A 22,712-nucleotide genomic window follows, 5' to 3' on the forward strand; every position below is an offset into this window, starting at 1 on the left:
GCCCGGGGCATCTTCGGCGGGAAGGCAATGTTCTCGGCCACGACGTGGTCAGGTTGAGCGCGTAGGACCGGAACACCATCGCAACGATGAAAAACCAGTCAGCGTTGGCCTCAACCTGGCGGCGGAGCAGGCCAAGACTGTAGGCGCGCCAAGCCGCGTAGTGAGGATCCGCTGGCTCATGCCGGCGGGATGCAGAATGAGGCGCATCGCGTTCACCGGAGTCTGCATCAAATCCGCTGAACATCCTTCGTTTAGCTGCGGCAGCGCAGCGTTTGACATTACCACTGTCCAATGCCGATCGACCGCGAAGGCGGGATACGGCTTGTGGGCCTGCAGGACGCGATCCATCGCCGCCTTGGCTGCACTTAAACCATCTAAGGTGCTCTCGCGGAACGCCGGAGCAAAGCCGGCCGCGAAAAACAGGCTGTTGCGATCCCGCAACGGAATATCGAGGAATTCGGAAAGGCGAGCGACCATTTCCCGGCTGGGTCGTGCCTTTCCAGTTTCCAGGCAAGAGAGATGCCGGGTTGAACTACTGTCGCGCCTGCGACTCAAGGATTTCGACCTTGGCCTGGAGAGCGGTGTCGAGGACGTTGTGGGACGTCTGTTGATTGCCACTGAGAACTGACCCGGCAACACAGGATATTTCCACCGAGAATTGACCCATGTTTGAACCTTGCCCTGCGTTTTTCAGCGGGGGCTACGGAGTGATCGACATGGCATTACTGAGCGTGATCCGACGCTGGCATTTTCGAGAGCATCTATCGATCCGTGAGATTAGCCGTAGGACCGGCCTGTCGCGGAATACCGTGCGCAAATACCTGCGTGTGGATGGGGTGGAGCCGAAGTTCAAGGTTCCCGAGCGGCCGAGCAAGCTTGACCCTTTTGCCGACCGTTTGTCGGCCTGGCTGAGGACGGAAGCCAAAAAGAATCGCAAACAGAAACGTACGGTGAAGCAGCTTCATGCCGATCTGCTGAGCCTTGGCTATGAGGGGTCTTACGGTCGTGCTGCGGCTTTCGTTCGGGAGTGGAAGGCGGATCTGCAGAGGGAATTACAGACGACAGGGCGCGGGACATTCGTGCCGCTTGCGTTCGATCCGGGTGAAGCATTCCAGTTTGACTGGTCGGAAGACTGGGCGATCATCGGCAATGAACGCACCAAGTTGCAGGTGGCTCATACGAAGCTAAGCTACTCTAGGGCCTTCATCGTTCGGGCCTATCTGTTGCAGACGCACGAGATGCTGTTTGACGCCCACAATCATGCCTTCCGTGTGTTTGGCGGCGTTCCCCGGCGCGGCATCTACGACAATATGCGGACAGCGATCGACAAGGTCGGGCGCGGCAAGGAGCGCGACGTCAATGTCCGTTTCATGGCCATGGCCAGCCACTACCTCTACGAGCCTGAGTTCTGCAATCCGGCCTCTGGCTGGGAGAAGGGACAGGTCGAGAAGAACGTCCAGGATGCGCGTCACCGACTGTGGCAACCCATGCCGCGCTTTCCATCACTGGAAGCCCTGAACGACTGGCTGGAGCTTCGATGCAAGGAGTTTTGGCACAAGACCCCGCATGGAAAAATGCGCGGCACCATTGCCGATATCTGGGCTGAGGAAGCCCAGGCTCTCATGCCGGCGTCCCGTCTCTTCGACGGCTTTGTCGAATACACCAAGCGGGTCTCCCCAACCTGCCTCGTGCATCTGGAGCGTAACCGCTACAGCGTTCCGGCGTCCTTTGCCAACCGGCCCGTGAGCCTGCGGGTCTATCCGGATCGTGTCGTGGTTGCCGCGGAAGGTTTGATCATCTGTGAGCATCGCCGCGTCATCGATCGCTCGCATGACCGACCAGGGCAGACCGTCTATGACTGGCGGCACTATCTGGCTGTTGTTCAGCGCCAACCAGGCGCCCTACGCAACGGAGCACCCTTTGCCGAACTTCCCGATGCATTCAGGTCGTTGCAGCAGCATTTGCTCAAGAAGCCGGGCGGTGATCGCGAGATGGTCGACATCCTGGCACTTGTGCTGCAACACGACGAGCAGGCCGTGCTTCTGGCCGTGGAGATGGCGTTGGAGGCCGGCGTTCCAACCAAAACCCATGTGCTCAACCTTCTCCATCGGCTCGTCGACGGCAAATCGCTCACGCCCCCGACCATCAGTGCTCCTCAGGCTTTGACGCTCACCAATGAGCCGAAGGCCAATGTCGAACGCTACGATGCTTTGAGGAAGACCGCGGAGGTCCGCCATGCGTCATAATCCCGCCAGCGGCGCAATCGTCATCATGCTCCGGAGCCTGAAGATGCACGGCATGGCGCAAGCTGTAGGCGAACTCACCGAACAGGGAGCGCCAGCGTTTGAGGCCGCCATTCCGATCCTGTCGCAACTGCTGAAGGCTGAGACGGCGGAACGTGAGGTCAGGTCCACAGCCTACCAGCTCAAGACCGCACGCTTTCCAGCCTATCGCGATCTCAACGGCTTTGACTTCGCCAGCAGCGAGATAAACGAGGCGCTCGTGCGGCAGCTTCATCGTTGCGAGTTCGTCGATGAAGCCCACAACATCGTGCTCGTCGGCGGCCCTGGCACAGGCAAAACCCATGTTGCCACGGCCCTCGGCGTGCAGGCCATCGAGCATCATCACAAGCGGGTTCGCTTCTTCTCGACTGTCGAGCTGGTCAATGCGCTGGAACAGGAGAAGGCACAGGGACGATCGGGCCAGATCGCCAATCGCCTCGTGCATTCCGATCTCGTCATCCTGGACGAGCTTGGCTATCTGCCGTTCAGTGCATCAGGTGGAGCATTGCTCTTCCATCTGCTGAGCAAACTCTACGAACGCACAAGCGTCATCATCACCACAAACCTCAGCTTCAGCGAGTGGGCCAGTGTCTTCGGCGATGCAAAGATGACAACCGCGCTTCTCGACCGGCTGACCCATCATTGCCACATCCTGGAAACCGGAAACGACAGCTTCCGATTCAAGAACAGCTCTGCCCACGAGCCTAAAAAAGCGAAGGAGAAAGCCAGGACCTTGACCCTCAACCCCGAACCGAAACATACATAAAAGGCGGGTCAAATCTCGGTGGAAATGCCGGGTCAGTTCTCAGTGAAAATCGACAGTCGCCGCTCTCATCGCGGTCAATGCTGTGACGACGATGAGTCTCCGGGCCTTCTGTTGCGGCAGCAAGCTATCTGACATGGAGGCTCTCCCTCCGCTGGCCAACCGGCTGGCGTGACTTGACCGGCTCGCTGGGAAGAAACTCAGACGTGCCTATGATCGGTATCATCGATGCCTCCCGCTCTGGCCATGCCTGTTTAGCTCTCAACTCAATGATTTCGTCATCTCGTCTGGCAATTCGGCTTTCCAGATTGGCAATGCGCTCTGCTAAGAAATAGCGCCCAACTGCAAATCCACCGCCTCCGAACAGCACGGCGAATGTGGCGAAGGCTGTCGGCTGGGCGATGACCAGTTCGGTGTTATTGCCAATGAAAGCGATAAGGTCGTGCATCGAGAGCCGCCTAAGTCATGCCAGCACAGGCGGCGTGGGATCGTAGCTGATCGCCACGAAGCCAGGGTACCTGTTGGCGAGAGCGAGGACTTGGGTCTCAAGCTCGCAGTTGTAGGCCATGAGCGCCTTCACGGCCTCAAGCGGGCTTTCGTAGCGAGCGATGAGCTCCTCCGCCTCCGAGTGCAATTCGGCTTCGGCGTCGGCGTGCAGATGCATTGTCGCCATTTCGGTCTCCTAGATCTAGCGACTTGCCCGGCGCGGTGCGGAGAGCGAGTCAAGCCGTTCTTGCAAATGGCAATTGAGGACAATCATTCTGAGCAATGAACTTGTCAGCGATTGCCTGCAAAACAGCTTCCTGGCGGCTGTGAGCGTCGCAGTGTGGTCCATGAGATCGCTCCAAAAGATTGTGCGCACAGTGAACAAAAACGGAACATAATTGTCAAGGTCGAATTGGGTGGGCGTGGATGGACTTCTTATCTGGGCTACAGTTGGGGCCAGGGATATTGGCCCTAGCAATGCTTCGGCATCGTAGCCCTTGTCGGCGAGCAGCATTGAGCTAAACCCTTAGTCAAGCCCGCTGCGGAGGCGATGTCGCTCGCCTGGCCTGCCGTGAGCGGCCTGCCTTGGGCGTCGACAAGAGCGTGGATTTGGTTGTCAGTCCGGCTCGGGAACGTGTTGACGATCATTTCCTTGACAATCAGCCTTGAGACCCTGCCCGTCGCCTCGATAGCGTTTGAACTTCCGCGGCCACCGTGCAGCAACCTTGCAATGCGATCGAGATGCACCTCAAGGAACAATCAACCCGCAACCTCGTTGGGCAGGATCGCGTCAGGAGAATGCTGTGCGACACGTCATGTTGGGAGCTCTGGCCGGCCTTGCGGCAACGATGGCGATGACCAGTGCCATGCGCCGGTTCCATGGATTGCTAAACGGGACGAATCGCTACCCTTTGCCGCTGCGTGAAATTGTCGATCGCATGAACTCCGGGCGCGATGAAAGGCAGGCGCGAACAAATAGCGGCGCCATGACTGGCGCCGTTTTCGCCCTTTTGCCTCGGCATCGCGGCAGCGGCATACTCTATGGCCTCGGCGTGTGGACAGCCAGTTACCTGGGTTGGATTCCAGCAGCGCGAATTCTTGCTCCCGCATGGCGTCATCCTGCAGAAAGGAATCTGCTGATGATCGCCGTGCACATCGTGTGGGGTACCGTGCTCGCGAAATCGCTCAGCGAGTTGGAAGCCGCCGAAGCCGAAGCATTCGGCAGGCCTGCCGACGCCGAACTGTCAGTCTTGGAAAGGCGCGAGAGAGGAACTGGCCGATGAAGCCGATCCCGTTTTGGCTCGATCGAGAGCCCGAGATTTCTTTCGGTGCCTTCCAAGGCAACCGTGACTTCGAAGTCGTAATCGTCGGCGCGGGCATCGTGGGCCTGCACACTGCCTATCTGCTACGCAGCTCGGGTCTGAGGGTCGCGCTCCTCGAGGCACGTCAGATCGGCCAGCAGGCCACCGGCCGCTCCACCGCCAAGGTCACATCCCAGCATGGGCTCAAATTCGCTTCCCTCATTCGCAATTTCGGCCGCGAAGGCGCGAAACTTTACGCGGACGCGAATGAAAAGGCCAAGGAAGAGATCGCTGCACAGTGCTTGCTTATGGTGGATAAGGCCAAGCTGGAAGCCAAATCTGCCTTCATCTATGCTGAAGACGAACAACAGGCGGACACGTTACGCCGTGAGGCCGACGCCGCCGCATCGCTTGGATTGCCCGCCGAATTCCTGTCCGATCCGGAGCTGCCCGTTACGGCGACCGCGGCGCTCCGCTTTTCCGGCCAGTACCAGTTCGATCCGTATCTTTATCTTTGCGGGCTGGCCCGTCTGGTGAGCGAGAGCACCATCTCCGTTTTCGAAAATAGCCGCGTTCTTGAGATTGCAGGCGAGGGGCCTTATCAGTTGACTCTGGCTGGCGGCATTGTGACCGCCGGTAAGGTCGTCGTCGCCACGCAGATGCCCATCATCGGAGACGGACTCTTCTTTGCCAAGGCTTTCCCATTCGCGCATCCGGTCGCGGCAGCGCCACTGCCGGAACAAGCAAGAGTGGACGGCATGTTCATCAGTGCCGGCCGGCCGTCTCATTCCTTTCGCACGACGAACCGTGACGGCAAGCGCTTTCTGGTGGCCGCCGGCGGCGAATTCAAGACCGGAGACCGCGAGGGTGCGGATCGCGCCGTCGCCGACATGCTGGCCTTCCTCAAGGCAACGTTCGCTATCAACCAACCGTCGCACCTTTGGATAAACGAAGATTTCCGATCAATGGACGGAATGGCCTTTGTCGGCTTGGCGAGTTCTTCCAAACCAGACCTTCTTGTTGCTACCGGTTTCGACGCATGGGGCATCACACAAGGTGCCGTTGCAGGAGAGATCCTCGCGTCGCAGCTTCTCGGCAAATCCCACCCTGCGGCGGAGATCTTCGACGCGACTCGTATCAAGCCGCTCGCAGGCGGCCCGACGTTCATATCTGAGAACGTCAAGACGGCTACTCATTTGGTGGCCGAACGGCTCCTGGGTTCAAGAACTATGGAAATCAGCAAGATCCGCCCAGGAGAAGGGGGGGTGATCGAGCACGACGGAGAGCAACTGGCTATCAGGAAGGCGCAGGACGGTACGGTAACCGCCCGCTCCGCGATTTGCACCCATCTTGGCTGCGTTGTTGGATGGAATTCGGTCGACCGGACGTGGGACTGCTCATGCCATGGATCCCGCTTCGATGAAGCTGGTGAGGTTCTTTCCGGCCCCGCGACGAGACCGCTCGAGCCGCGAGCGTCGCCGAATGCCGGGCACGCTAAATGAGAGTTCTCGTCACCGGCGCGTCGGGTTTGATCGGGACCGCGCTTTGCGCGCGGCTGGCAGCCGGGGGACATGACGTCGTTCGTGTGCTCCATCGCCCCAGTGTTGCCCCGTTCACCGGGCCTCCTCCCATCTTGCTCGACATGGCAAATGCGCTGCGGGCGCAGGACTGGATCCCTCATCTTGCCGGTGCCGATGCCGTTGTGAATTGCGCCGGCGTTCTGCAGGACAGCGTTCGCGAGAATACCCAGCATGTCCATACAGGCGGCGCCTCGGCACTCTTTGCCGCGTGTGAACAGGCAAATGTGAAAAAGGTCATCCACTTCTCGGCTATCGGCGTCGATCGCCAGCAGCCGTCCGCTTTCTCCGCCAGCAAGCTCGCTGGCGATGAGGCATTGATGGCGCGCGATCTCAACTGGGTGATCCTGCGCCCCTCGGTTGTGCTGGGGAGGCCGGCGTTCGGCGCAAGCGCGCTTTTTCGTGGTCTCGCTGCTTTGCCACTGTTGCCTGTGATGCCCGACACGGGTCGTCTTCAGGTCGTACAGCTCGACGACGTGATCTCCACCGTTCTCTTCTTTCTTAGGCCCGACAGCCCATCGCGCCTCGCTCTGGAACTGGCTGGGCCTGAGGCCCTTTCCATGAACAAGGTCGTTGCCTGCTACCGCCACTGGTTCGGATGGAACAGCGCCCGGGAATTCATCCTGCCCAATTGGGCCGCAGCAATCCTATACCGGGTTGGGGATGCGGCGGCTCAGCTCGGCTGGCGTCCGCCGATGCGCAGCAATGCCGCAAAGGAGATCGAGCGGGGCGCGGTCGGTGATCCCCAGCCGTGGATAGCGGAGACCGGCATTCAACCGTCAAGTCTTGCAACCGCACTCAGCCTTAACCCTGCCACGGTGCAGGAACGATGGTTCGCCGGTCTCTACTTCGTCAAGCCGGCGATCTTCGCCGTGCTACCCTTCTTCTGGATCATGACCGGCATCATTTCCCTCACCACCGGCTGGCGCAGCGGTGTTGAGTTGCTCATCGACACAGCGGTCGGCGCGCTGGCCGGACCGGCCGTCGTCGCCGGGGCGCTGGCCGACATGATTGTCGGCGCGCTGATCGCCTGGCGCCCGACCGGCCGGCTTGGTCTCTTCGGTGCAATCGCGCTGTCGCTTTTCTATGCGATCGCTGGGAGCATTCTGCGGCCGGAGCTCTGGAACGAGCCGCTCGGCCCGCTGATGAAGATCCTGCCGATCCTGGTTCTGCATTTTGTCGCGCTGGCGGTGCTGGAGGAACGCTGATGGTCTATTTCGTGCTCAAATACCTGCATGTCATCGGTGCGGCTGTGCTGTTGGGAACTGGCGCCGGCATCGCCTTCTTCATGCTTCTGGCACACCGAACCGGAAATGCCGCGACCATCGCGGCTGTCGCCCGCATCGTCGTCCTCGCCGATTTTCTGTTCACGGCTACGGCCGTTGTTGCGCAACCTGTGACCGGAATCGCTCTCGCCCAGTACGCGGGCTATTCGCTTGCTGAAGGATGGATCGTTCTTTCGATCCTGCTCTACATTGCCACCGGCCTGTTCTGGCTGCCTGTGGTTTGGATGCAGATCAAGATGCGCGATCTCGCCATCAACGCCGCGACGTCCAACCAACCCCCGCCTGAGCGCTATAATCAGTTGTTCAGGCTCTGGTTCGCCTTCGGCTTTCCAGCCTTTGCGGCTGTGCTCGCCATCTTCTGGCTGATGATTGCGCGCCCGCCGATCGAGTGGCTGGCCTTTTAGCCGTCGTGGCTCGCTAAACGCTGCCCTGCGGCGTCTGGGCGAAGGAGTTGCCCAAGCCGCCATTTCAACGCCGAAACAGAGGGGTCGACACAGTGCCGGCCTTTCGCGACGCGTTCCAGTCCAGGCGCTGTCTGATTATGGCCGACGACCCTTGGCAACATCTACCTGCCGGCCATGGGACGTTCCATCTGCCAGCCTGTGGCCCACAATTCCAATCTCGACATCACCAGTTGCTCTACTGTCACCGAGCCGGCGGACAGCCGATGAGAACCTGCCCGATCGGCGACCGGTCATTCTCGATCAGGTTTACTATGATGCTTGGGTGGGCCCGGCGACTCCGAAGGAAGGACATCCTCAGCCACGATATGAAGGGTCAATTGCAGTGCAATCGCGTCGGCCGGGAGATCAACGCGACGGTTGCCAACAAGCTTCCCTCGATCACCATGCCTTCGTGGGGCCGACCAAACCGATCTGAGCGACGAACCGCTGAGGTTTGCGGAAGGCATGACGCCGGCGCCTCACGAGCGGGCGCGGATCCGAAGCATTTCTGTGAACATGCCGATTGCGGCAAGGGTGCGCCGCGCTTCGCTAGCCGGATCGATATTCAGCGTAGCCAGATCATTGCGGCGGCGAGGTGTACGAAACCTGTAAGTGAACTGTGCGTCGGTCGTAGCGCGTGGCGAATCTACGGAAGTGTTTGAGGCGATTGAAGCATCGTTCGATGCGGTTTCGGTGCTTGTAGATGTCGGTGTCGTGAGGGATGGCGGCTTGCGGTTGCGCTTGGATGGGATCACCGCCTTGGCCTCCATGCCGGCGATGCGTTGGCGTAAGTCGTTGCTGTCACAGGCTTGTCGGCCAGCACGGCACAGGCCTCCTGGCCCTTCAGAAGATCAGGAGCAGCGGTGATGTCATTGGCTTGGCCAGGTGTGATCAGAAACCGCAAGGGACGGCCGAGCGTGCCACAGAGCATGTGGATCTTGGTGGTCAGTCCACCTCGGGAACGCCCCAGCGCCTGATCCTTGGCCCCCCTTAACCAACAACCCCGATAGGCAATGATTTGGCCGAAGCCTAATGTAGCTGTGCTCGCTCTACACGTTATTGCAAGCCGTTCAAATTTGAGCTTCCGCACTAATGCTTTAGCGAGGGTATCTGATGTAAATCACTTAAGCCTTCTGCGCGGTGAGGTTCCACCGTTCTTGACTGGCCGTCGGCGACGCTAACGACGAAATAGGAGAACGCAATGACCCGCAGTCACGTTGAACGTCTTGATGAGTTTAGGGAAATTCTGGTCGCGGCTCGACGCGAAGGAATCCGTAATGTGCACCATACTCGCGACGCGATGCGGGCAAGTGGCTTTCAAATTGGGGATAGCGACGGCTCCAGCTACGGAGCCGAGCTGAAGGCGCTCCAAGAGGAAATTGAGGCAGTCGACCGCGCCATAGAGGACGAGAAGCGGTTGACCTTGGCCATCGAGAGCGCGGCTCAATCCCGGCGACCGACCAAACCCAGAATCGTGAAGGGAACATGAAATCAGATACGGTCCTTGGCGTTCCTTGCGTCAATCGACCTGCGGCAGCCGATCTGAATAGCGCCGGCCGGCCGCGCGCACCGCTCGGCGCGTGTCGCACACGGACGAACGCGGTTGATCGGTTCCGCGCTCGTCGGTGAAGGCGGAAACGTCATCGTCGACATGAAGGTGTTGCCGATGTCGTCCCCAATCGTCCGTCCGCTGGACGATCGGACTCGACAACGAAGTCGACCGCCATGCGGGCCGTGCGTCGGTCGGGCCGACCACGGTCACCCAGAGTGCCACCGGCTCGATTAGGCCCGCGGATCGCGTAGGCGCCGGCCTCTCGTGGAGTTGCGCGAAGTGACCACCTTGCAAATGTGCTTTCTTCAATGGGAAAGCTTCATATCCGCTGTTCCTAGCTGAGCTAGCGTGCTCGCATTCACAGTAAGCCAGTTACGCGCATCCCGGCGCTCGCATAGCTCTCTTCACCACTCAAATAACGATCAACAACAGTGCGCTTCAAACTCTCGCTGTGTTTGGACATGAAAACCCCCGAAGGTTGATGTCCAACTTTCGGGGGTCAGTTCAGTTCCCGGGGTGGTTTATGGTTAGCTCTGAAGAGGCAATGGACCTCGAGTACTATACCGAAGCATGACTACAAGCCCGTCGCCATTGCGCGCGATGGGCTCCGGATATGCGATTGCGCATTTTTCTAGGAACCGTCATTTCGCAGCGAAGTTCGGTACCGAAGGGACGTTCCGATATGGAGTTGATCATGAAACAGGTTCTTTTCGCTTCAGCCATTATGGCACTGTTAACTGGCCTCGCCTTTGCGCAATCGACCACCACGACCACAGGCGGGTCGTCGAACTCGACAACAAAGACAATGCCGAGCACTACGACCAATCAGCGGACGGATTCGACCACCACGAGTGGAACAAACTCGAAATCCGCCAAGGACTGCGCTCCGGGTCAACAAACTGGCAGCGCCAAGCAGGCAGCGCCAGGTCAACAGGATACCGATGCCAACTCGGCTGCTCCTGGCCAGATGAAAAAGACCACCGAAGGCTGCTGACTTGCCGGACGGCTGGCTTTTTCGTTTTCCGTGAACGAAAGCGCAGTCCGGCAGTTGGTTCAAAGGAGGAGCCAATGAAAAAGGATGGCGATGGACGTGTGGACAAAGACAACCAGCAACTGCTTGCCCGACGTTTGTCTGAAGAAGTCGGCATTTCAGAGCCGGACGCGCGCGGTCTGATCAAGCTTATCGGCACCGACTGGAATTCGCTACTTCGTGAAGCCCGATTTTTAAAGGAGCGCCATTAGAGTCCGCCGCCTATTGGGGCGAGGCGGCGGACACCTTATCCGACATAGGCCATCAGGCTTAATTGTAGAAATGCCGTTGTCTAGTATCATTGGACCTGGTCATTAGGCCCACCCTCGTGTCCAGCTTTGGTCGGCACGGTCACTCAACTCATGCTTTGGCTGCTTGATCGTGTCGACTACTGCCGATAATGCCTAAGCGACGCGCCTGTGAAATTCCCGTGCGGCTTGCCGGTAATTGGCGTGCGGAACTCTGGCGAAAGCCATCATCGAGACAGTCGAACGGCTGACGAACTAGGCCCGCCGCTGAGGGACACTGAAACAGCGACGGGCCTTTGCTTTGAGACCTGGCCCGGAAGCCAAGCTGCAAACCAAACTTCGATTTCACGAACAGGTTCCAACCTTACGAGAAATTTAGCGCCCGCGGAGACTCTTAGGTAGGCTCGCCAACTGAGGATCTGAAGACCGTCCTTCTAGTTGCGATGTTGCAGGGGACTACCCCGCAGCGAGCAATCAGTGAGTACTGGGGCCTTTGAACCGGGTGCCGCCCACGAGACTGACCTGCCGTAGGCTCTCGTGTCCACTGCTTCATTCTCACTACAAGTGCCGCAATAAATGCTGCTGCCGCCGTATCGCACACCGCCTTGACGGCCCAGCCGCGCTCGATCCGAGCTTGTTCAAATACGCGTTGGCAAAGGGCGAGGTCGCTCGGATAAAGGAGGCCACGATCGGACCGTTTGCTGATGGCGAACTCAACTCCTGCCAATCCGGCAAGTCAACGAGAACAGACAAAGCGTTTAAATGTACAATTCTGCCCTGCGGATATTGTCGGCGCGCTGAAGAGAATGATCTGAGGGCTGCCAGCCATTATTTTCAGTTGTACGGAACCGGACAGACCTGCTGGTGGTTGAATGCGATAAGGCGGGCTCCCCCATGCCACTTACCCTTCGTACCACTCTATGTGAGGTGCGAGACGCGCTCCACACCCTACGCCGGTCGGTAAGTCGTCGAGGCCATATCGAGGCGATGTTCGAGATCGATTGCCTCATCGGTTTGGCTGAGGACAAGGCGGCGAGTTCGATCATAGCGATCGATGCTCGGCAACTGGATCGCAAAACCTAGCGGGTTCTTGGCTCGTTCCCGTTCTGGTCTTCCCCTACGTGATGCTCACGGCACATTCATGCTCGGAGATGCGCCGGAAGCCGCCCAAGTCAGGCGGGTTCTTTGTTAAAATCGCCCGGCAGCCCCGGAAAAGTTTCCAGCTGGTGCGGAATTGTTGACAACCCCACTACTGCTGCTCGGGCATTTCAGTATTTTCCTGAGGGTCTTTTTTCACGCCTGGGCTGGGTGACGTGTCTGCTGGCGCATTACCGCCCTGATTTTGCTCAGGAGCACGCTTGAACGGTGCCGTTTGCCAAGAGCCGTTCGATAAAGGCGTGAGTACAAAGAATGCCATCAGGCCTAGAAAAATGACGGCAATAACCGCCACGCCCCACGCCATGAGTCGTCGCGTGCCGCGTTGTTCTTCCCTGCGAGATAGGTTGTCCACCATTGATCCGGCCTTTCGTGGAGTGGCGCTGGGGAGCAACGCGCCTTCCCGAGCTCGGTTCCGCCCATTGTCCGACATCAGGCTTCGCCTTGAGGCGGCTTCCCGTCGCACTGACGGTCTACGGTTTCTGCTTTCTGCTGCGGGGTGGCGTCTCAGCTCGGATCACCGGTTCCAGGTCGTTGGGAAAGTTGGGTGCGTCGACCGGCAGTTTCGGCAGCGAATCTTTTTCGTCCGGTGATAGCGAAGGAAGTATCTCTGCCACCTCGGCCAGGATGTGGTTTACGATCCCGTTCATCTGCGTGCCTGCTGCGAACATATCTCCTCTCGAACTTCGCTATTGCATCAAAGTTCCGCCCCAGTGCAGCATCCGAGAATTGAGCAATTTTGAAGCTTAGCAGTCTACCGCCGTTGCCGGCGCAATGGGGGAACAGGCTTCGGGTTTAACCGTTGCCACTGACCGGCTGCGAAATTCCTTGCGAATTCCTCCGTCTCGAAAAGGAGAAAAATCGCCTCCGTTGCTGCGCGCGTTCGCTGTAGTATTGGCGAAAGCCAGATACTGCCAATTTCAATGGCTGCATCGGCCGGATAGATGTCACAGAAGGACAACCATCCCTCAACCTTGCCGTTGAACAGGCCAGTGCCCAAACAAGAGCTTGAAGATCTCCTCGCGGGCAAAGCGAAGCGCGCTTCTGCCTGAGGCTGCCGAATTCGCATGCGGGCTGCCGGAAGACGCGGAGATGCCACAGGCGATGCGCTCGGCATTGGCTGCCGTCAAATTCGGCGGCGCATCCGTCCAGCAGTCAAACGTAACTTCTCATTACGGACCGGCTACCGCGCGGGGGGCTTTTCTCAATGTTCAAGATCACACTGAGTTGCCATCTGTGGCAAGAGGCTTTAACGGCAAACCCCGGAGTTCCATGGATGCCGCGAGCAATCTAGATTTCGCACCAAAGAGTGTCCTTCGGCCCGTCCGCGCGAGGGGGGCCTTTTTAGCTGGTGAAACTGTGGTGCCACGACAGTCCCAGCGCCGGAGTTCAGCATGTTATCAAAGCGAATAAAGCTCGCCACGCTGGTGGGGCTACCGCCCTGTCGCTGGCAGCATACAATCACGCGCGCGCCAGGAAGGCCCTGGTTCCCGGTTTGATGGCACGCACTCTCAAGATCGATGGAGTGAAACTGCGCGTCGTCGAGAAAGGCAGCGGGCTTCCCTTGCTCCTGCTGCACGGCAATGGCTCGGTCGCGGAGGATTTTGCTATCAGCGGCATGCTCGACCTGGCGAGTTGCCAGCAGCAGTTGCAGTACCGCCTCGGGCAGCGTGGCCGCTGATCCGACTCTCACCATCAATGCGACGGTCGCTGCAAACTGCCTCGTTGCGACACAGAACAACGATTTCGGTCGAAGGGGGTACTTGACGGCAATGTTGATGCCACTGGCCAGGTTTCAGTCACCTGCACACCGGCAGCAGCATATACGGTCTCGCTGAATGGCGGGATGACAGGCGCGCCACCGACAACACGCAAGATATCGAAAGGCGCAGAAACCGTAACGTATGGCTCTACAAGGACAGCGATCGCACCCAGCCATGGGGGGACTCCTCGACACCCGGCAGCACTGTAGCGGGAACCGGAAATGGGGTGATGCAGAACTTCACAGTTTTTGGTCGTGTCCCCCCACAGACCACGCCTTCGGCAGGGGTGTACACATGAAGCAGGGGTCTCCCGACAGAATCCGGATCTGAGTTGCATCTACTTGGACGACTTGCTGACGCCCGGGTTACGGCTTAGCTTCTCAGCCTTCGCGATTTCGCTCGCCGATACGGTTTCAGGCGTCGGGGCGGGCGATGCCCGCGATCAAGCTCGTCTCGATGTCGACCACGCTCGCAATGAACGCCCTGGTCCAATGGCAGGGCGGGCGGGGCGCTCTGGTGATGATCGGATTGTCCCGACATTATCAAGTCGTGCGCGGATCGGTGCCAAAAATTTGCCCGTTGACGCCCATGGTGATGTGGCACGAGCAGCCGGACCAACAGCCACTTGAATTAGACGCCTAAGAGCGCAGCACGAATCCAACTGGGCAGCATTCATTTTCGCTATCGAACCAGCGTTTGCGCCGCAGCCGCTTGTAGGCGCGCCTTGCTCGTCGCGACAGATGAGCCAACACCGGCCCTGCTGCTCAGCCTCCACACGCAAGGGCAGGGAGTCCGCATCTCGTCGTCTCGGCGTGCGCCGGCAAGCCATGCTATTGCATTTCCGGCAAGATGCCCTAACTTCTGTGGCAGATTGCCGGAGTAAGAAAAATGGCCACATCCAACGCAGTGATTGAGGAAGTCGCCCGCAAGCTGGGCGGCGTGACCGTGCTTGGAGCGGACGTTCGCTCGCAGGCCGATCTTGCGACCGTGGTGCGGCGGCGGCTTCCACTCGCCACGCTGAAGGGGCTTTCTCTCGCCGGCATGAGTGAACAGGAGATCGAGCGTTTTGTCATTCCGCAGCGCACGCGCAGACACCGCGCCGAGAAGAACCAGCCGCTGACGATAGACGAGTCCGATCGGGCCGTGCGCCTTGTCCGCATCCAGTCGCTTGCGGAAGAGACGTTTGGTGATGCCGGCAAGGCGAACCGTTGGCTGCGTAAAGAGTTGGCTGAGCTGGGGCGTGAGACGCCGCTAACTGTAGCCCAGACCGAGGCCGGCGCGCGCGTAATCGAAACCATTCTCGGCAAGATTGCCTGGGGTGCCGCTGCTTGATGCGGCTTTGGCGACTTTCGAGCCTGCAATTCGCGGAGGCCTTCGACGGGGGCTACGGTCTCCGGTTCGACGGCCGGTGGAACACGGTGGGCCGTCCTCTGACATACGCCGCGACATCGCCATCGCTCTGCGTTCTCGAAAAGCTCGTTCATGTTGAGGACCCGGAGCTGCTGCCGGCGCTTGCGATGGTGGTTTATGAGGTGTCAGATGAGATGCCCGTTGAACCCATCACTCTGGCGGATCTTCCCGAGGATTGGCGTCGGCGGGAGGCGGAAACGCAGAGAATCGGAGATGAGTGGCTCGCGAGCAATCGAGCGGCAATACTGTTCATTCCGTCTGCGATCGTTTCGATTGCGGACAGCCCAGACCAGAACGTGATCATCAATCATCGCCATCCCGCGACCGCTGGGATTCGGATAGAGCGGATTGAAGCCTTTGATCTGGATGCGCGGTTGCTGTAGTGCGTAAATAGTGTTTTATTTCAACGATTTACAAAGTTCCATAAGATAGATTACGCGACTTTCCTCGGTGGAAGTTAATATTTCTTAGTTATGCAAAATATGCACGGCGCTTGATACAAGTCTTATCAATGATCATCGAAAGGCAACCGGGCGATCCTGCAGCAGTAACGCCTAATCGACGTCCCGGTTCGACAGATCTATGCTTCTTAAGATCACCTCGTCATCTGATGAAATTAGACGGGACGCCGTGAACTCTTCTGAAACGCGGGGCCGGCGTCTCAAGCGAGACCATATCGGCCTTCGCTCCTCCCCTCTCCGCGCACTCACTTGTGCGGCATGCAATAGACTCCCTCGGATTCCATCAGTACCGCGCCACCCTTCAACTCGCTCAGTGCACCGACCCATGCTTCCGAATAAGTGCGGCTGGCATCCACGGCCGTCAGCCAAAGAACGCGATTATCGGCCAGTTCGACTTTAACTTCCTGCTGCAGAGGGCTTGCCTGCACAGTCTGTTGATAGTGGCGTTTGATCCTGACATTGCTGGCCGGAAACTCAGCTTCGTTGCTGCCGTAGTTCAGCACAAATCGAGTGTGGTCCTCAGCCACCGAGCAACTGCCATCACGCTCACACACGATTTTGGCAGCGGTCTTGCAGTCCCATTTCAGTGAAGCGGGCCACATAGGATTGTCCACGCTTGATCGCGGCTTGTCGCTCTGACCAGCCGCCGTCAACACTGCGCCTGTGTTCAAAATCAAAGTGGACAGGAGAAGTGCCTTGAACACTACAAACCTCCCTAAATTGTGACCCTCATAGTGTCTCGTCCTGCGGGATCGCCTGGCTTATGGCATGTTGAGATCGAACCAGCTTTTCTGGCGCATGCCGTTCGCGTCGTCATACTCGATGAACCACGGCTTTCCGCGCATCGGCCGAGAGATGGTGTAGTAGGTGGGGCCATTACCAAGGGCATGCCCTCGATCGTTCCCCGCGGTCTGGATTTTTGCCGTCACCACCTTACCGTTGATTTCGATTTGAGCCTGTCCAGATCCGTTGTCTTGATTCTGGCCGAGGCGACTATTCGTGAACGTGACCGGCAGCGTGAGCCTATCGGCCGCGATGCGGCAGATGTTCCGTTCTTGACCTAAGCCCGGCCGATCGGACTCGGAGCTGCCAACTGCTTGCCAGCCAGACGGACAATCATCATACTTCTCAAATCTCGCCGCGCTGGAGTTGGCTTGCGGACAGGTCGGCCAATTAAAACCCGGGGCTTCCATCGCCGCAATCAACTTGTAAATTGGCGGGTGGCACGAGGGGGTGCCTTGCCAGTCGCCGGAAAGACATAGGAGGACCTGACAGCCCCATTCCGACGCTTTTGATTGGGATGGAAGAGCTGCGGCGCCCGCGATGGCGACGGCACCCCCCAGTAGGAATTTGAGTATGGTCATAGCCTTTTCCTCGCTGCAGATTTGACAGTTTACTATGGATGATCCGCGCGAAAAAGGACAGGTCGAAAAGGCAGGTTTGTGCGACTACATCGATTTATGAAACGAGACGACGGAGGCGTGGTCAACAACCCGTTGCGCGCCAACATTGCACTGACGCTTGAGCGGGAGAGAGCCAGACGCGGCCTATCCCATATGCACATGGCCGAACTGTTTCGGACCCCTGAGGGCGAAAAACTGGCCTATCGAACCTACATTCAGACTGTGCGTCAGAAAAATAATGTCACATTGACGACGCTGCAGATCATGGCAAAGGGCTTGGAAGTGTCTTTTGCAGGACTGCTCGCCGGCGGTAAGAAAGTTCCGGAATGGGCGCATCGGTTGGACGACAATGCGATCCGCAAGCGGCTGGCGCATATCATCGATTTTGAGCGACAACGACGTACTTTGCACCGCTATGAGATGGCCGAACTCATCGGCGTGGCGGAGGCGACATTTACGAAACTGGAACGCGCGAGCGGCAACATCAGCGTGGACACGATTGCCGCGATCGCCAAGGCGTTGAAACTTGATCCAGCGACCTTCCTCTTTTCCGAAAAGATCCCGCCTGGCAGAGCCGCCACCTGGGCGCCCCACGAGTGTTCCTAAAGGACCTATAATTCGGCCCAGCCGGCGTCGCTCCTATGCCTCTGCCGGTCAGGCCCGGCGGCCGACTAGCGCCTCCCCGCGCCTGTCGGCCGCTGGCGTCTCGTCGGATGTTAGCGGCGGGAATGATAACGGGACTTGACATGGACGACTGTGCCGGCGCCGGGAATGCTTGCTGATGAAGAGCTTTCCCTTGAGGGTCGAAACCATATGAGAACAAGCCGTCAAACCTGCCGGCGCGTGTAGAGAAGAAGGGTGTCGTGGCCTTTTCGACAATTTCCGGTGTCTCGCCTGCGCCTTTGTCGGCCACTTCCAGGGGTCGGTTCCGGTAGGTGGCGACCCCACATCATCACTTTTGTGTCGTGATGCCTGCCAGAGAATTTGCCGGTGAACTGACCGGCCAAACCAAACTCATGCTCTCCGGGCCGACTTGTCAGCACGCGACAGAAACCGCTTCAAGCTCAAACCGGCCAACAAAATGTAAGGCGGCATGGCGAGCGAATAGTGACCACAGTTTAATTTCAAAATATTTGGCCTAGCTCCGGCGTCCTTCAGCCTATGCATGAACCTTTCCGATAGCTCTGGCAACACCACTTTGTCTCTCTTAGCCAACACAACATGAAGATCGAGATCAGGCCGCGCCAAACTATGTGCGTAATTCTCCAAGTTAAGTGGACCCCAGGCCCTTCTGAGATCGGTCAGCTCAATCTCAGGCTCAAGGCTATCACGTATCAATCGTGTCGCGCGACCTGTCCAAACCATATCCGCTAGACTCCCGGCCGTCAGAAACAACGAGGCTTTTGACACAGTCGAGTCGTGCGCCGCGACCATCCCCGCAACCCAGGAGCCTAAGCTCATACCGAGAACCGAAATCTCTCGATAGCCTTCGATCTTCAACCAACGTATGAGTTTTCGCCCATCCAACACTGCCTGCCTTACAGCTTGGATCGTTCGACCGAGACTAGGGCTAAGCATATAGTCGGCGTGCACGGAGCCGGGACGGCTGCGTTCGAAGTGATAAGGCATAGCAATCTCGACAACCGTGGTGCCACGCTGGGAGAAAAAGTTGGCAATCTGACGATTCCTGGAGCTTGCATTCCAATGGTGAAAAATCACCATCGCCTGATCGAACGACCCGCTTTCTGTGATTTTCGCCGAGACGACATTGTTCTGTTCGATATCAGTAGAAATGTCCGATGGAAATTTGAGCCACCCATCTAGCCTTTCAAACCCCTGATCACTCAGATTCGGGTCATCGAAAAAGGCTGGATCAGCCACGGCCTGGTCCGCAAGGGCACAGAATTCCTCGATACTTGTTATCTTCTTCGCACCAGGAAAGGCGAGTTCCGCGTCAAGGGCGAAATCCGATGGTTTCTTCCCTTCCTCACCGCGTCGCGCCCGCCGCTCATCCCAAACGTCAAGCCAACTATGATACACTCTGATTGTTTCCTAACTTACTCGCTTGCCCTCGCCCCAACCCTGGGTCAAACAGGCCGTATATCGCGAACAGCACTCCAACGCCCAGAAGGATCGAAAAGCCAGCAAATGCATCGATCAGCAAGTAGCTAGCAACGAGTACCGCTACGATCGCTGACATTCTCCACAAAGACATACAAAACCGACGTTCGACACCTAAACGGATGGAGCCGTACACAAATACCACACAGGTCGAAATAGCGATAAGAAGGCTACTGTAATGGGTCGGCCTACGGTAGATGATCCCGGCGCTCACATCATTGCGCCCATAAAAGGCGGAAGACATATCGCCGACCAACCAAGACACAATATTCTCTCCACGCGATGTCAGGTAAGCACTCTGGAGCTTCATGACTATGGCGATCAGAAGGCCCAAAACAGTACACCGAAAAATCGCACGCATAACCCTGAGGCTGGCTTCATAGAGCTCGTGTTGATAATCAACCTCTGGCCGATTACTCACTGCTTCTCCAATACTCCAAAGATCATGGATCACCGTATAAAGCAAAATGAGGCCTACGAAGAACAGATAAAAACAGAGGCACATATACAAGTAAGCGAGGCCGGTGAACACGACCGCTTCCGGCACCGATATAACCTCGGGGCGCACAATCGCTAACGAGCCCCAATCCGTCGCATAGTTGCCACCCCCTTTGAGCAACGGGATTAAAGACACGCCGATCCACTGAAGAAGACCGGCGAACACTACACAAATCAAAAAAACCGCCCAATATGAATACGAAGAAGCTTGTACGGTGCGCGCCCAGGCATGGTCGCTTTCCATCTTGTCGCCCTGCGCTACAAGCTTTGGGCGGCCTTCATCTTTCCAAAAGGTCACCAGTTCGGTCACGAAGGCAAAAAACAGTGGCAAAAATATCATGAAGACGAATGTCCAATTCGCTGTCCAAAGAAACCCAACCTGCTTGACGACGCCATCCGCCCGGCCATACGTCACGCTGTGAATCCCCGTAAGATACGACAAAAACCCAAGAGCGGTGACACCCGCAAACACCGACGCCGGTAAATTCAGGGGAGATCCGCGACTAAAAAACGCCTCCGATTCCCTCGCCAAACTAAAGCGCCGGCTCGGCCCCTTGGGGTCAGTATCCAGTGTCAGCTCTACCGGGGGGTCTGTCTCGTCATCGATGGTCGCAGTCACTGCCGTATCTGGAATCTCCTGTGCAACGCTGCCTCCAGCTCTCTTCCATTCTCGTCTCTTGGCTGATAACCGCGATTGCGCCTCACTAAGCTCCATCTGCCATTCGCTAGTTGCGACCGGATCATCGCATCCCAAAATCCTCGCCAGCCAACGAATGTTGGCAGTGCTAATTCCCTTCTCGTTCTCTTGAAACCAGAGCTGCACTGTTCGCAGATCGACCCCAACCCGGTTGGAATCAATCAGTGAAATCGCCTCTGCAAGGAGTTCGGGCGTCCAGGGGCCAGCAGGAAACCCGTCTTTGTCCAACAGTCGACCCGCACCCGCCGCCGCCAGTCGTTTGAATAATTCTTTGAAATCACTCCCGTCTCTCGGCGGAGGGAGAAATAACTTTTCGTTCCTAAACAACAACTTAGAGGCTCTATTTTCGTTCCGTTTCGCTAGGCTTCGTATCCTATCGTGCCTTCGTCCTCAATCAACGTTTTTATCAACTCGATTTTGGCCGGCACTCGTGAGCGAACAGTAGGGGAAGCCAGGGCTTCGGGAGCCTGACAAGCAGAGGGATGAACCCATTCCTATTTTTCTCGCCTCCCCAGGTATCATTTACGAATTGTCATGCGCACGGAGCCGGTCGATGCCCATTCAAGTGGTCTGTAATAACGGAGTGATGGAAGAGACCGATGGGGTCGCGAATCTGCTCGCGGCGCATCGTCATGCAGTCGCCACGGTTGAACGTCTCGGCAGGCGATGGATGAGGGCCGAAGGGCCGGATGCGACCCTGATCGGCCGGCGATTGGATTCGGTCATGGCGGAAGAGGCTATCGCGCGTCGGCGCGCGGCTGCTGCGCCGGTGGCCGATCTCGTTGATATGAAAATGAAGGCAGCTTATTTCCGGCGGTTGTTGGGGAACGACTGGTGCGAGCTTGATGTCGACGATTTTCGCGCGTTGCTCGGTTCTTTCGCGAAACTGCAGTCCTAGGAGAAGAGCGCTGAAATCCATGAGGCCACGGTATTCCAGGCCGCATAGAGCCCCGCAGGCACCAATATGATCGCGATGATTGCGATAGCATCGCCGATGGCGCCGTCAGTGCGTCCTTCCACGGGATAATAATATTTGTGCGCCTCATCGTCGTGCTTCATTGTTGTCTCTCCGACCGCTTATTTAGCAGCAACTGCACAGGATGCTGAAACGTCGTGCCCCACAAACCTGCACGTTTCATCTTAGCGTTGATTTCCGCAACGAGGTAGTTCTCATTGACGGTTTTGCCCTTTGCTGTCGTTGCCGCAAACGCGTATCCGGTCGCTATGAGCGCTGTGCCGACATCGATCGTTTCGCCATTCAGCTGCGCACCGCACACGACAAAAACCGCCTTGTCCAGGGCGTAGCCGATTGGCTGGCATGTCACCGCCGCGCTGTCGAACAGGGCCGCCAAGTGCGCCAGCGAGGTGTTCCCGCAATCGATTTTGTTCCCATTTGGCTCTTCAGCTGATGTGCCTCGAAGACATGACTGGACGCCATAGAGGCGAAAAAGGTGATCTCCGTCACGCCAGGTATCTCCGGTCAGCAGTTGAGCCGATTTCGATACCGCGAGCGGCGCTGCCACGGCAGACTCCGACGCATCCTGAGCCTGTGCCGATGCACACAAACCAAATGCCGCCAGCACTGCGAAGCTCGCCTTTTTCATTCCTGGAACTGTCCACCGAGGTCGGCGGAATGCTCCAGATCGGGGCGCAGCGACTTGCCGTCCTTGTTGCGTCCGATCGCCGCCATGTGGAAAAAAACCATTTCGTCGTCGTCGTAGGCGACGTTGTACGGGTCGTTTGCATTTCCCGCACCCACGAGAGAGAAACACGACACAGCGTCGGGCTCGCCCTTCTTGCTTTGCAGCACAAGTGTTTTGCAGAGCACGACAGCTGCACGATCGTTGTAGATTGCCTCTTCATAGTCCTGCGCGGCTTTCGTGCAGTCCCACAGCTGCGTCTTGTACGTAATCTTCGGTTTTGGGCAGCCGGTAAGGCCGCGCAGTCGATACGTCACGCCGTTGACGACGCGCTCGGTCGCCGACGGCACTGTAACGCGCCCGATGAGAGCGGCCGCATCGCGCTGAAACAGCGCGCCTTTCCCATCGTAGCGTTCATAGACGAACACCTTTTCGCCCGGCTTCGCAAACTGGAGCAGGTAGTGCTCCGAGGGTTGCGCGAAGGCGCTCGGGCCGTCGGCGCCGGCACCATAAGCCACGCTACCCTGGAGCAGCAAGACCATGCAAAGGGCCGTCTGTTTCATCGAAATTCGTCCTTGTGATCGATATCGTGTTGA

Annotated in this window: 27 protein-coding genes and 2 pseudogenes; 16 read left to right on the top strand and 13 right to left on the bottom strand. The window is 57.9% G+C overall.

What is annotated here, in order from left to right; genetic code table 11:
- Positions 1-48: 48 nt before the first annotated feature.
- Complete coding sequence (locus EOA19_RS35370; RefSeq protein ID WP_164780330.1) at positions 49-477, bottom strand: hypothetical protein; 429 nt, start codon at positions 475-477, stop codon at positions 49-51.
- Positions 478-716: 239 nt separating this feature from the next.
- On the opposite strand from EOA19_RS35370, the gene istA reads away from it, so the two are divergent.
- Both istA and istB read left to right on the top strand, forming a co-directional pair.
- Positions 717-2,246 (top strand): IS21 family transposase, encoded by a 1,530-nt coding sequence (gene istA / locus EOA19_RS22955; protein ID WP_128304877.1) that lies wholly within the window; start codon positions 717-719, stop codon positions 2,244-2,246.
- Entirely contained in the window at positions 2,236-3,048 is an 813-nt protein-coding gene (gene istB, locus EOA19_RS22960) for an IS21-like element helper ATPase IstB (RefSeq protein ID WP_127296454.1), read from the top strand. The genes istA and istB overlap by 11 nt, the downstream gene beginning before the upstream one ends.
- 124 nt (positions 3,049-3,172) lie before the next feature.
- Here the strand turns inward: istB and EOA19_RS22965 are convergent, their stop codons facing one another.
- On the bottom strand, positions 3,173-3,493 hold the full coding sequence (locus tag EOA19_RS22965; RefSeq protein WP_128304878.1) for a hypothetical protein: 321 nt from the start codon (positions 3,491-3,493) through the stop codon (positions 3,173-3,175).
- A gap of 15 nt (positions 3,494-3,508) precedes the next feature.
- Entirely contained in the window at positions 3,509-3,718 is a 210-nt protein-coding gene (locus EOA19_RS22970; protein ID WP_128304879.1) for a hypothetical protein, read from the bottom strand.
- Between the two features lie 616 nt (positions 3,719-4,334).
- Here EOA19_RS22970 and EOA19_RS22975 point away from each other — a divergent pair.
- The 4 genes from EOA19_RS22975 to EOA19_RS22990 are packed head-to-tail and all read left to right on the top strand — an operon-like array spanning position 4,335 to position 8,099.
- Positions 4,335-4,814 (top strand): hypothetical protein, encoded by a 480-nt coding sequence (locus tag EOA19_RS22975; RefSeq protein WP_206638101.1) that lies wholly within the window; start codon positions 4,335-4,337, stop codon positions 4,812-4,814.
- Complete coding sequence (locus EOA19_RS22980; protein WP_164893004.1) at positions 4,811-6,334, top strand: FAD-dependent oxidoreductase; 1,524 nt, start codon at positions 4,811-4,813, stop codon at positions 6,332-6,334. Before EOA19_RS22975 ends, EOA19_RS22980 begins: the two co-directional genes overlap by 4 nt.
- Positions 6,331-7,617, top strand: a complete 1,287-nt coding sequence (locus EOA19_RS22985; protein ID WP_128304881.1) for an SDR family oxidoreductase — start codon at positions 6,331-6,333, stop codon at positions 7,615-7,617. The genes EOA19_RS22980 and EOA19_RS22985 overlap by 4 nt, the downstream gene beginning before the upstream one ends.
- Positions 7,617-8,099, top strand: a complete 483-nt coding sequence (locus EOA19_RS22990) for a DUF2269 domain-containing protein (RefSeq protein ID WP_127296816.1) — start codon at positions 7,617-7,619, stop codon at positions 8,097-8,099. Before EOA19_RS22985 ends, EOA19_RS22990 begins: the two co-directional genes overlap by 1 nt.
- A 790-nt stretch (positions 8,100-8,889) precedes the next feature.
- Here the strand turns inward: EOA19_RS22990 and EOA19_RS36000 are convergent.
- Positions 8,890-9,201: pseudogene (locus EOA19_RS36000) on the bottom strand (transposase); the annotation flags it as partial.
- A 138-nt stretch (positions 9,202-9,339) separates the two neighbouring features.
- On the opposite strand from EOA19_RS36000, the gene EOA19_RS23005 reads away from it, so the two are divergent.
- The 3 genes from EOA19_RS23005 to EOA19_RS23015 all read left to right on the top strand — a co-directional run bounded on the left by EOA19_RS23005 (position 9,340) and on the right by EOA19_RS23015 (position 10,932).
- A complete protein-coding gene (locus tag EOA19_RS23005) occupies positions 9,340-9,627 on the top strand; it encodes a hypothetical protein (protein ID WP_127296815.1) in 288 nt (95 codons plus the stop codon).
- 757 nt (positions 9,628-10,384) lie between these two features.
- Entirely contained in the window at positions 10,385-10,684 is a 300-nt protein-coding gene (locus tag EOA19_RS23010) for a hypothetical protein (protein ID WP_128304883.1), read from the top strand.
- A 74-nt stretch (positions 10,685-10,758) separates the two neighbouring features.
- Positions 10,759-10,932: a hypothetical protein gene (locus tag EOA19_RS23015; RefSeq protein WP_127258409.1), complete on the top strand. Its 174-nt coding sequence runs from the start codon at positions 10,759-10,761 to the stop codon at positions 10,930-10,932.
- A 1,285-nt stretch (positions 10,933-12,217) separates the two neighbouring features.
- Here EOA19_RS23015 and EOA19_RS23020 read toward each other — a convergent pair.
- Together EOA19_RS23020 and EOA19_RS23025 are read right to left on the bottom strand one after the other, a co-directional pair.
- Positions 12,218-12,481 carry a hypothetical protein gene (locus tag EOA19_RS23020; RefSeq protein ID WP_127296814.1) on the bottom strand — a complete coding sequence of 88 codons (264 nt, stop codon included), beginning with the start codon at positions 12,479-12,481 and terminating at the stop codon, positions 12,218-12,220.
- Between the two features lie 115 nt (positions 12,482-12,596).
- Positions 12,597-12,794: a hypothetical protein gene (locus EOA19_RS23025; RefSeq protein ID WP_128304884.1), complete on the bottom strand. Its 198-nt coding sequence runs from the start codon at positions 12,792-12,794 to the stop codon at positions 12,597-12,599.
- A gap of 854 nt (positions 12,795-13,648) precedes the next feature.
- Here EOA19_RS23025 and EOA19_RS35375 point away from each other — a divergent pair.
- From EOA19_RS35375 to EOA19_RS23055, 5 genes and pseudogenes are all read left to right on the top strand, one after another.
- Positions 13,649-13,804 (top strand): hypothetical protein, encoded by a 156-nt coding sequence (locus tag EOA19_RS35375; RefSeq protein ID WP_164893005.1) that lies wholly within the window; start codon positions 13,649-13,651, stop codon positions 13,802-13,804.
- A pseudogene (locus EOA19_RS23040) lies at positions 13,770-14,184 on the top strand (spore coat U domain-containing protein); the annotation flags it as partial. The gene EOA19_RS35375 and the pseudogene EOA19_RS23040, both read left to right, overlap by 35 nt.
- 134 nt (positions 14,185-14,318) lie before the next feature.
- The gene (locus tag EOA19_RS36005; RefSeq protein WP_245486263.1) at positions 14,319-14,528 is read left to right on the top strand and encodes a hypothetical protein; all 210 of its coding nucleotides are present in this window, start codon (positions 14,319-14,321) and stop codon (positions 14,526-14,528) included.
- Positions 14,529-14,774: 246 nt separating this feature from the next.
- Entirely contained in the window at positions 14,775-15,218 is a 444-nt protein-coding gene (locus EOA19_RS23050; RefSeq protein ID WP_127296804.1) for an antitoxin Xre/MbcA/ParS toxin-binding domain-containing protein, read from the top strand.
- Positions 15,218-15,679 (top strand): RES family NAD+ phosphorylase, encoded by a 462-nt coding sequence (locus tag EOA19_RS23055; RefSeq protein ID WP_128304915.1) that lies wholly within the window; start codon positions 15,218-15,220, stop codon positions 15,677-15,679. The genes EOA19_RS23050 and EOA19_RS23055 overlap by 1 nt, the downstream gene beginning before the upstream one ends.
- Before the next feature lie 323 nt (positions 15,680-16,002).
- On the opposite strand, the gene EOA19_RS23060 is transcribed toward EOA19_RS23055, so the two are convergent.
- Complete coding sequence (locus tag EOA19_RS23060; protein WP_128304885.1) at positions 16,003-16,461, bottom strand: hypothetical protein; 459 nt, start codon at positions 16,459-16,461, stop codon at positions 16,003-16,005.
- Between the two features lie 57 nt (positions 16,462-16,518).
- Complete coding sequence (locus EOA19_RS23065) at positions 16,519-17,121, bottom strand: hypothetical protein (RefSeq protein ID WP_128304886.1); 603 nt, start codon at positions 17,119-17,121, stop codon at positions 16,519-16,521.
- A 117-nt stretch (positions 17,122-17,238) separates the two neighbouring features.
- On the opposite strand from EOA19_RS23065, the gene EOA19_RS23070 reads away from it, so the two are divergent.
- Positions 17,239-17,766 (top strand): helix-turn-helix transcriptional regulator, encoded by a 528-nt coding sequence (locus EOA19_RS23070; RefSeq protein ID WP_245486264.1) that lies wholly within the window; start codon positions 17,239-17,241, stop codon positions 17,764-17,766.
- A gap of 408 nt (positions 17,767-18,174) precedes the next feature.
- Here EOA19_RS23070 and EOA19_RS23075 read toward each other — a convergent pair whose 3' ends face one another.
- Positions 18,175-19,200 (bottom strand): dienelactone hydrolase-related enzyme, encoded by a 1,026-nt coding sequence (locus EOA19_RS23075; protein WP_128304888.1) that lies wholly within the window; start codon positions 19,198-19,200, stop codon positions 18,175-18,177.
- Entirely contained in the window at positions 19,190-20,803 is a 1,614-nt protein-coding gene (locus EOA19_RS23080) for a hypothetical protein (RefSeq protein ID WP_128304889.1), read from the bottom strand. Before EOA19_RS23080 ends, EOA19_RS23075 begins: the two co-directional genes overlap by 11 nt.
- Before the next feature lie 226 nt (positions 20,804-21,029).
- Between EOA19_RS23080 and EOA19_RS23085 the strand changes: the two genes are divergently transcribed.
- Positions 21,030-21,374, top strand: coding sequence for a hypothetical protein (locus EOA19_RS23085; RefSeq protein WP_128304890.1), 345 nt, complete (start codon positions 21,030-21,032; stop codon positions 21,372-21,374).
- Here the strand turns inward: EOA19_RS23085 and EOA19_RS35380 are convergent.
- The 3 genes from EOA19_RS35380 to EOA19_RS23095 are packed head-to-tail and all read right to left on the bottom strand — an operon-like array spanning position 21,371 to position 22,679.
- Positions 21,371-21,535 (bottom strand): hypothetical protein, encoded by a 165-nt coding sequence (locus EOA19_RS35380; protein WP_164893006.1) that lies wholly within the window; start codon positions 21,533-21,535, stop codon positions 21,371-21,373. The two genes, EOA19_RS23085 and EOA19_RS35380, sit on opposite strands and share 4 nt — an antisense overlap.
- Positions 21,532-22,080 (bottom strand): thermonuclease family protein, encoded by a 549-nt coding sequence (locus EOA19_RS23090; protein WP_128304891.1) that lies wholly within the window; start codon positions 22,078-22,080, stop codon positions 21,532-21,534. Before EOA19_RS23090 ends, EOA19_RS35380 begins: the two co-directional genes overlap by 4 nt.
- Complete coding sequence (locus tag EOA19_RS23095; RefSeq protein WP_128304892.1) at positions 22,077-22,679, bottom strand: hypothetical protein; 603 nt, start codon at positions 22,677-22,679, stop codon at positions 22,077-22,079. The genes EOA19_RS23090 and EOA19_RS23095 overlap by 4 nt, the downstream gene beginning before the upstream one ends.
- Positions 22,680-22,712 lie beyond the last annotated feature (33 nt).

Origin of the sequence: Mesorhizobium sp. M7A.F.Ca.US.010.02.1.1 (genome assembly GCF_004023085.1) — a bacterium.
Taxonomy (GTDB): Bacteria; Pseudomonadota; Alphaproteobacteria; order Rhizobiales; family Rhizobiaceae; genus Mesorhizobium.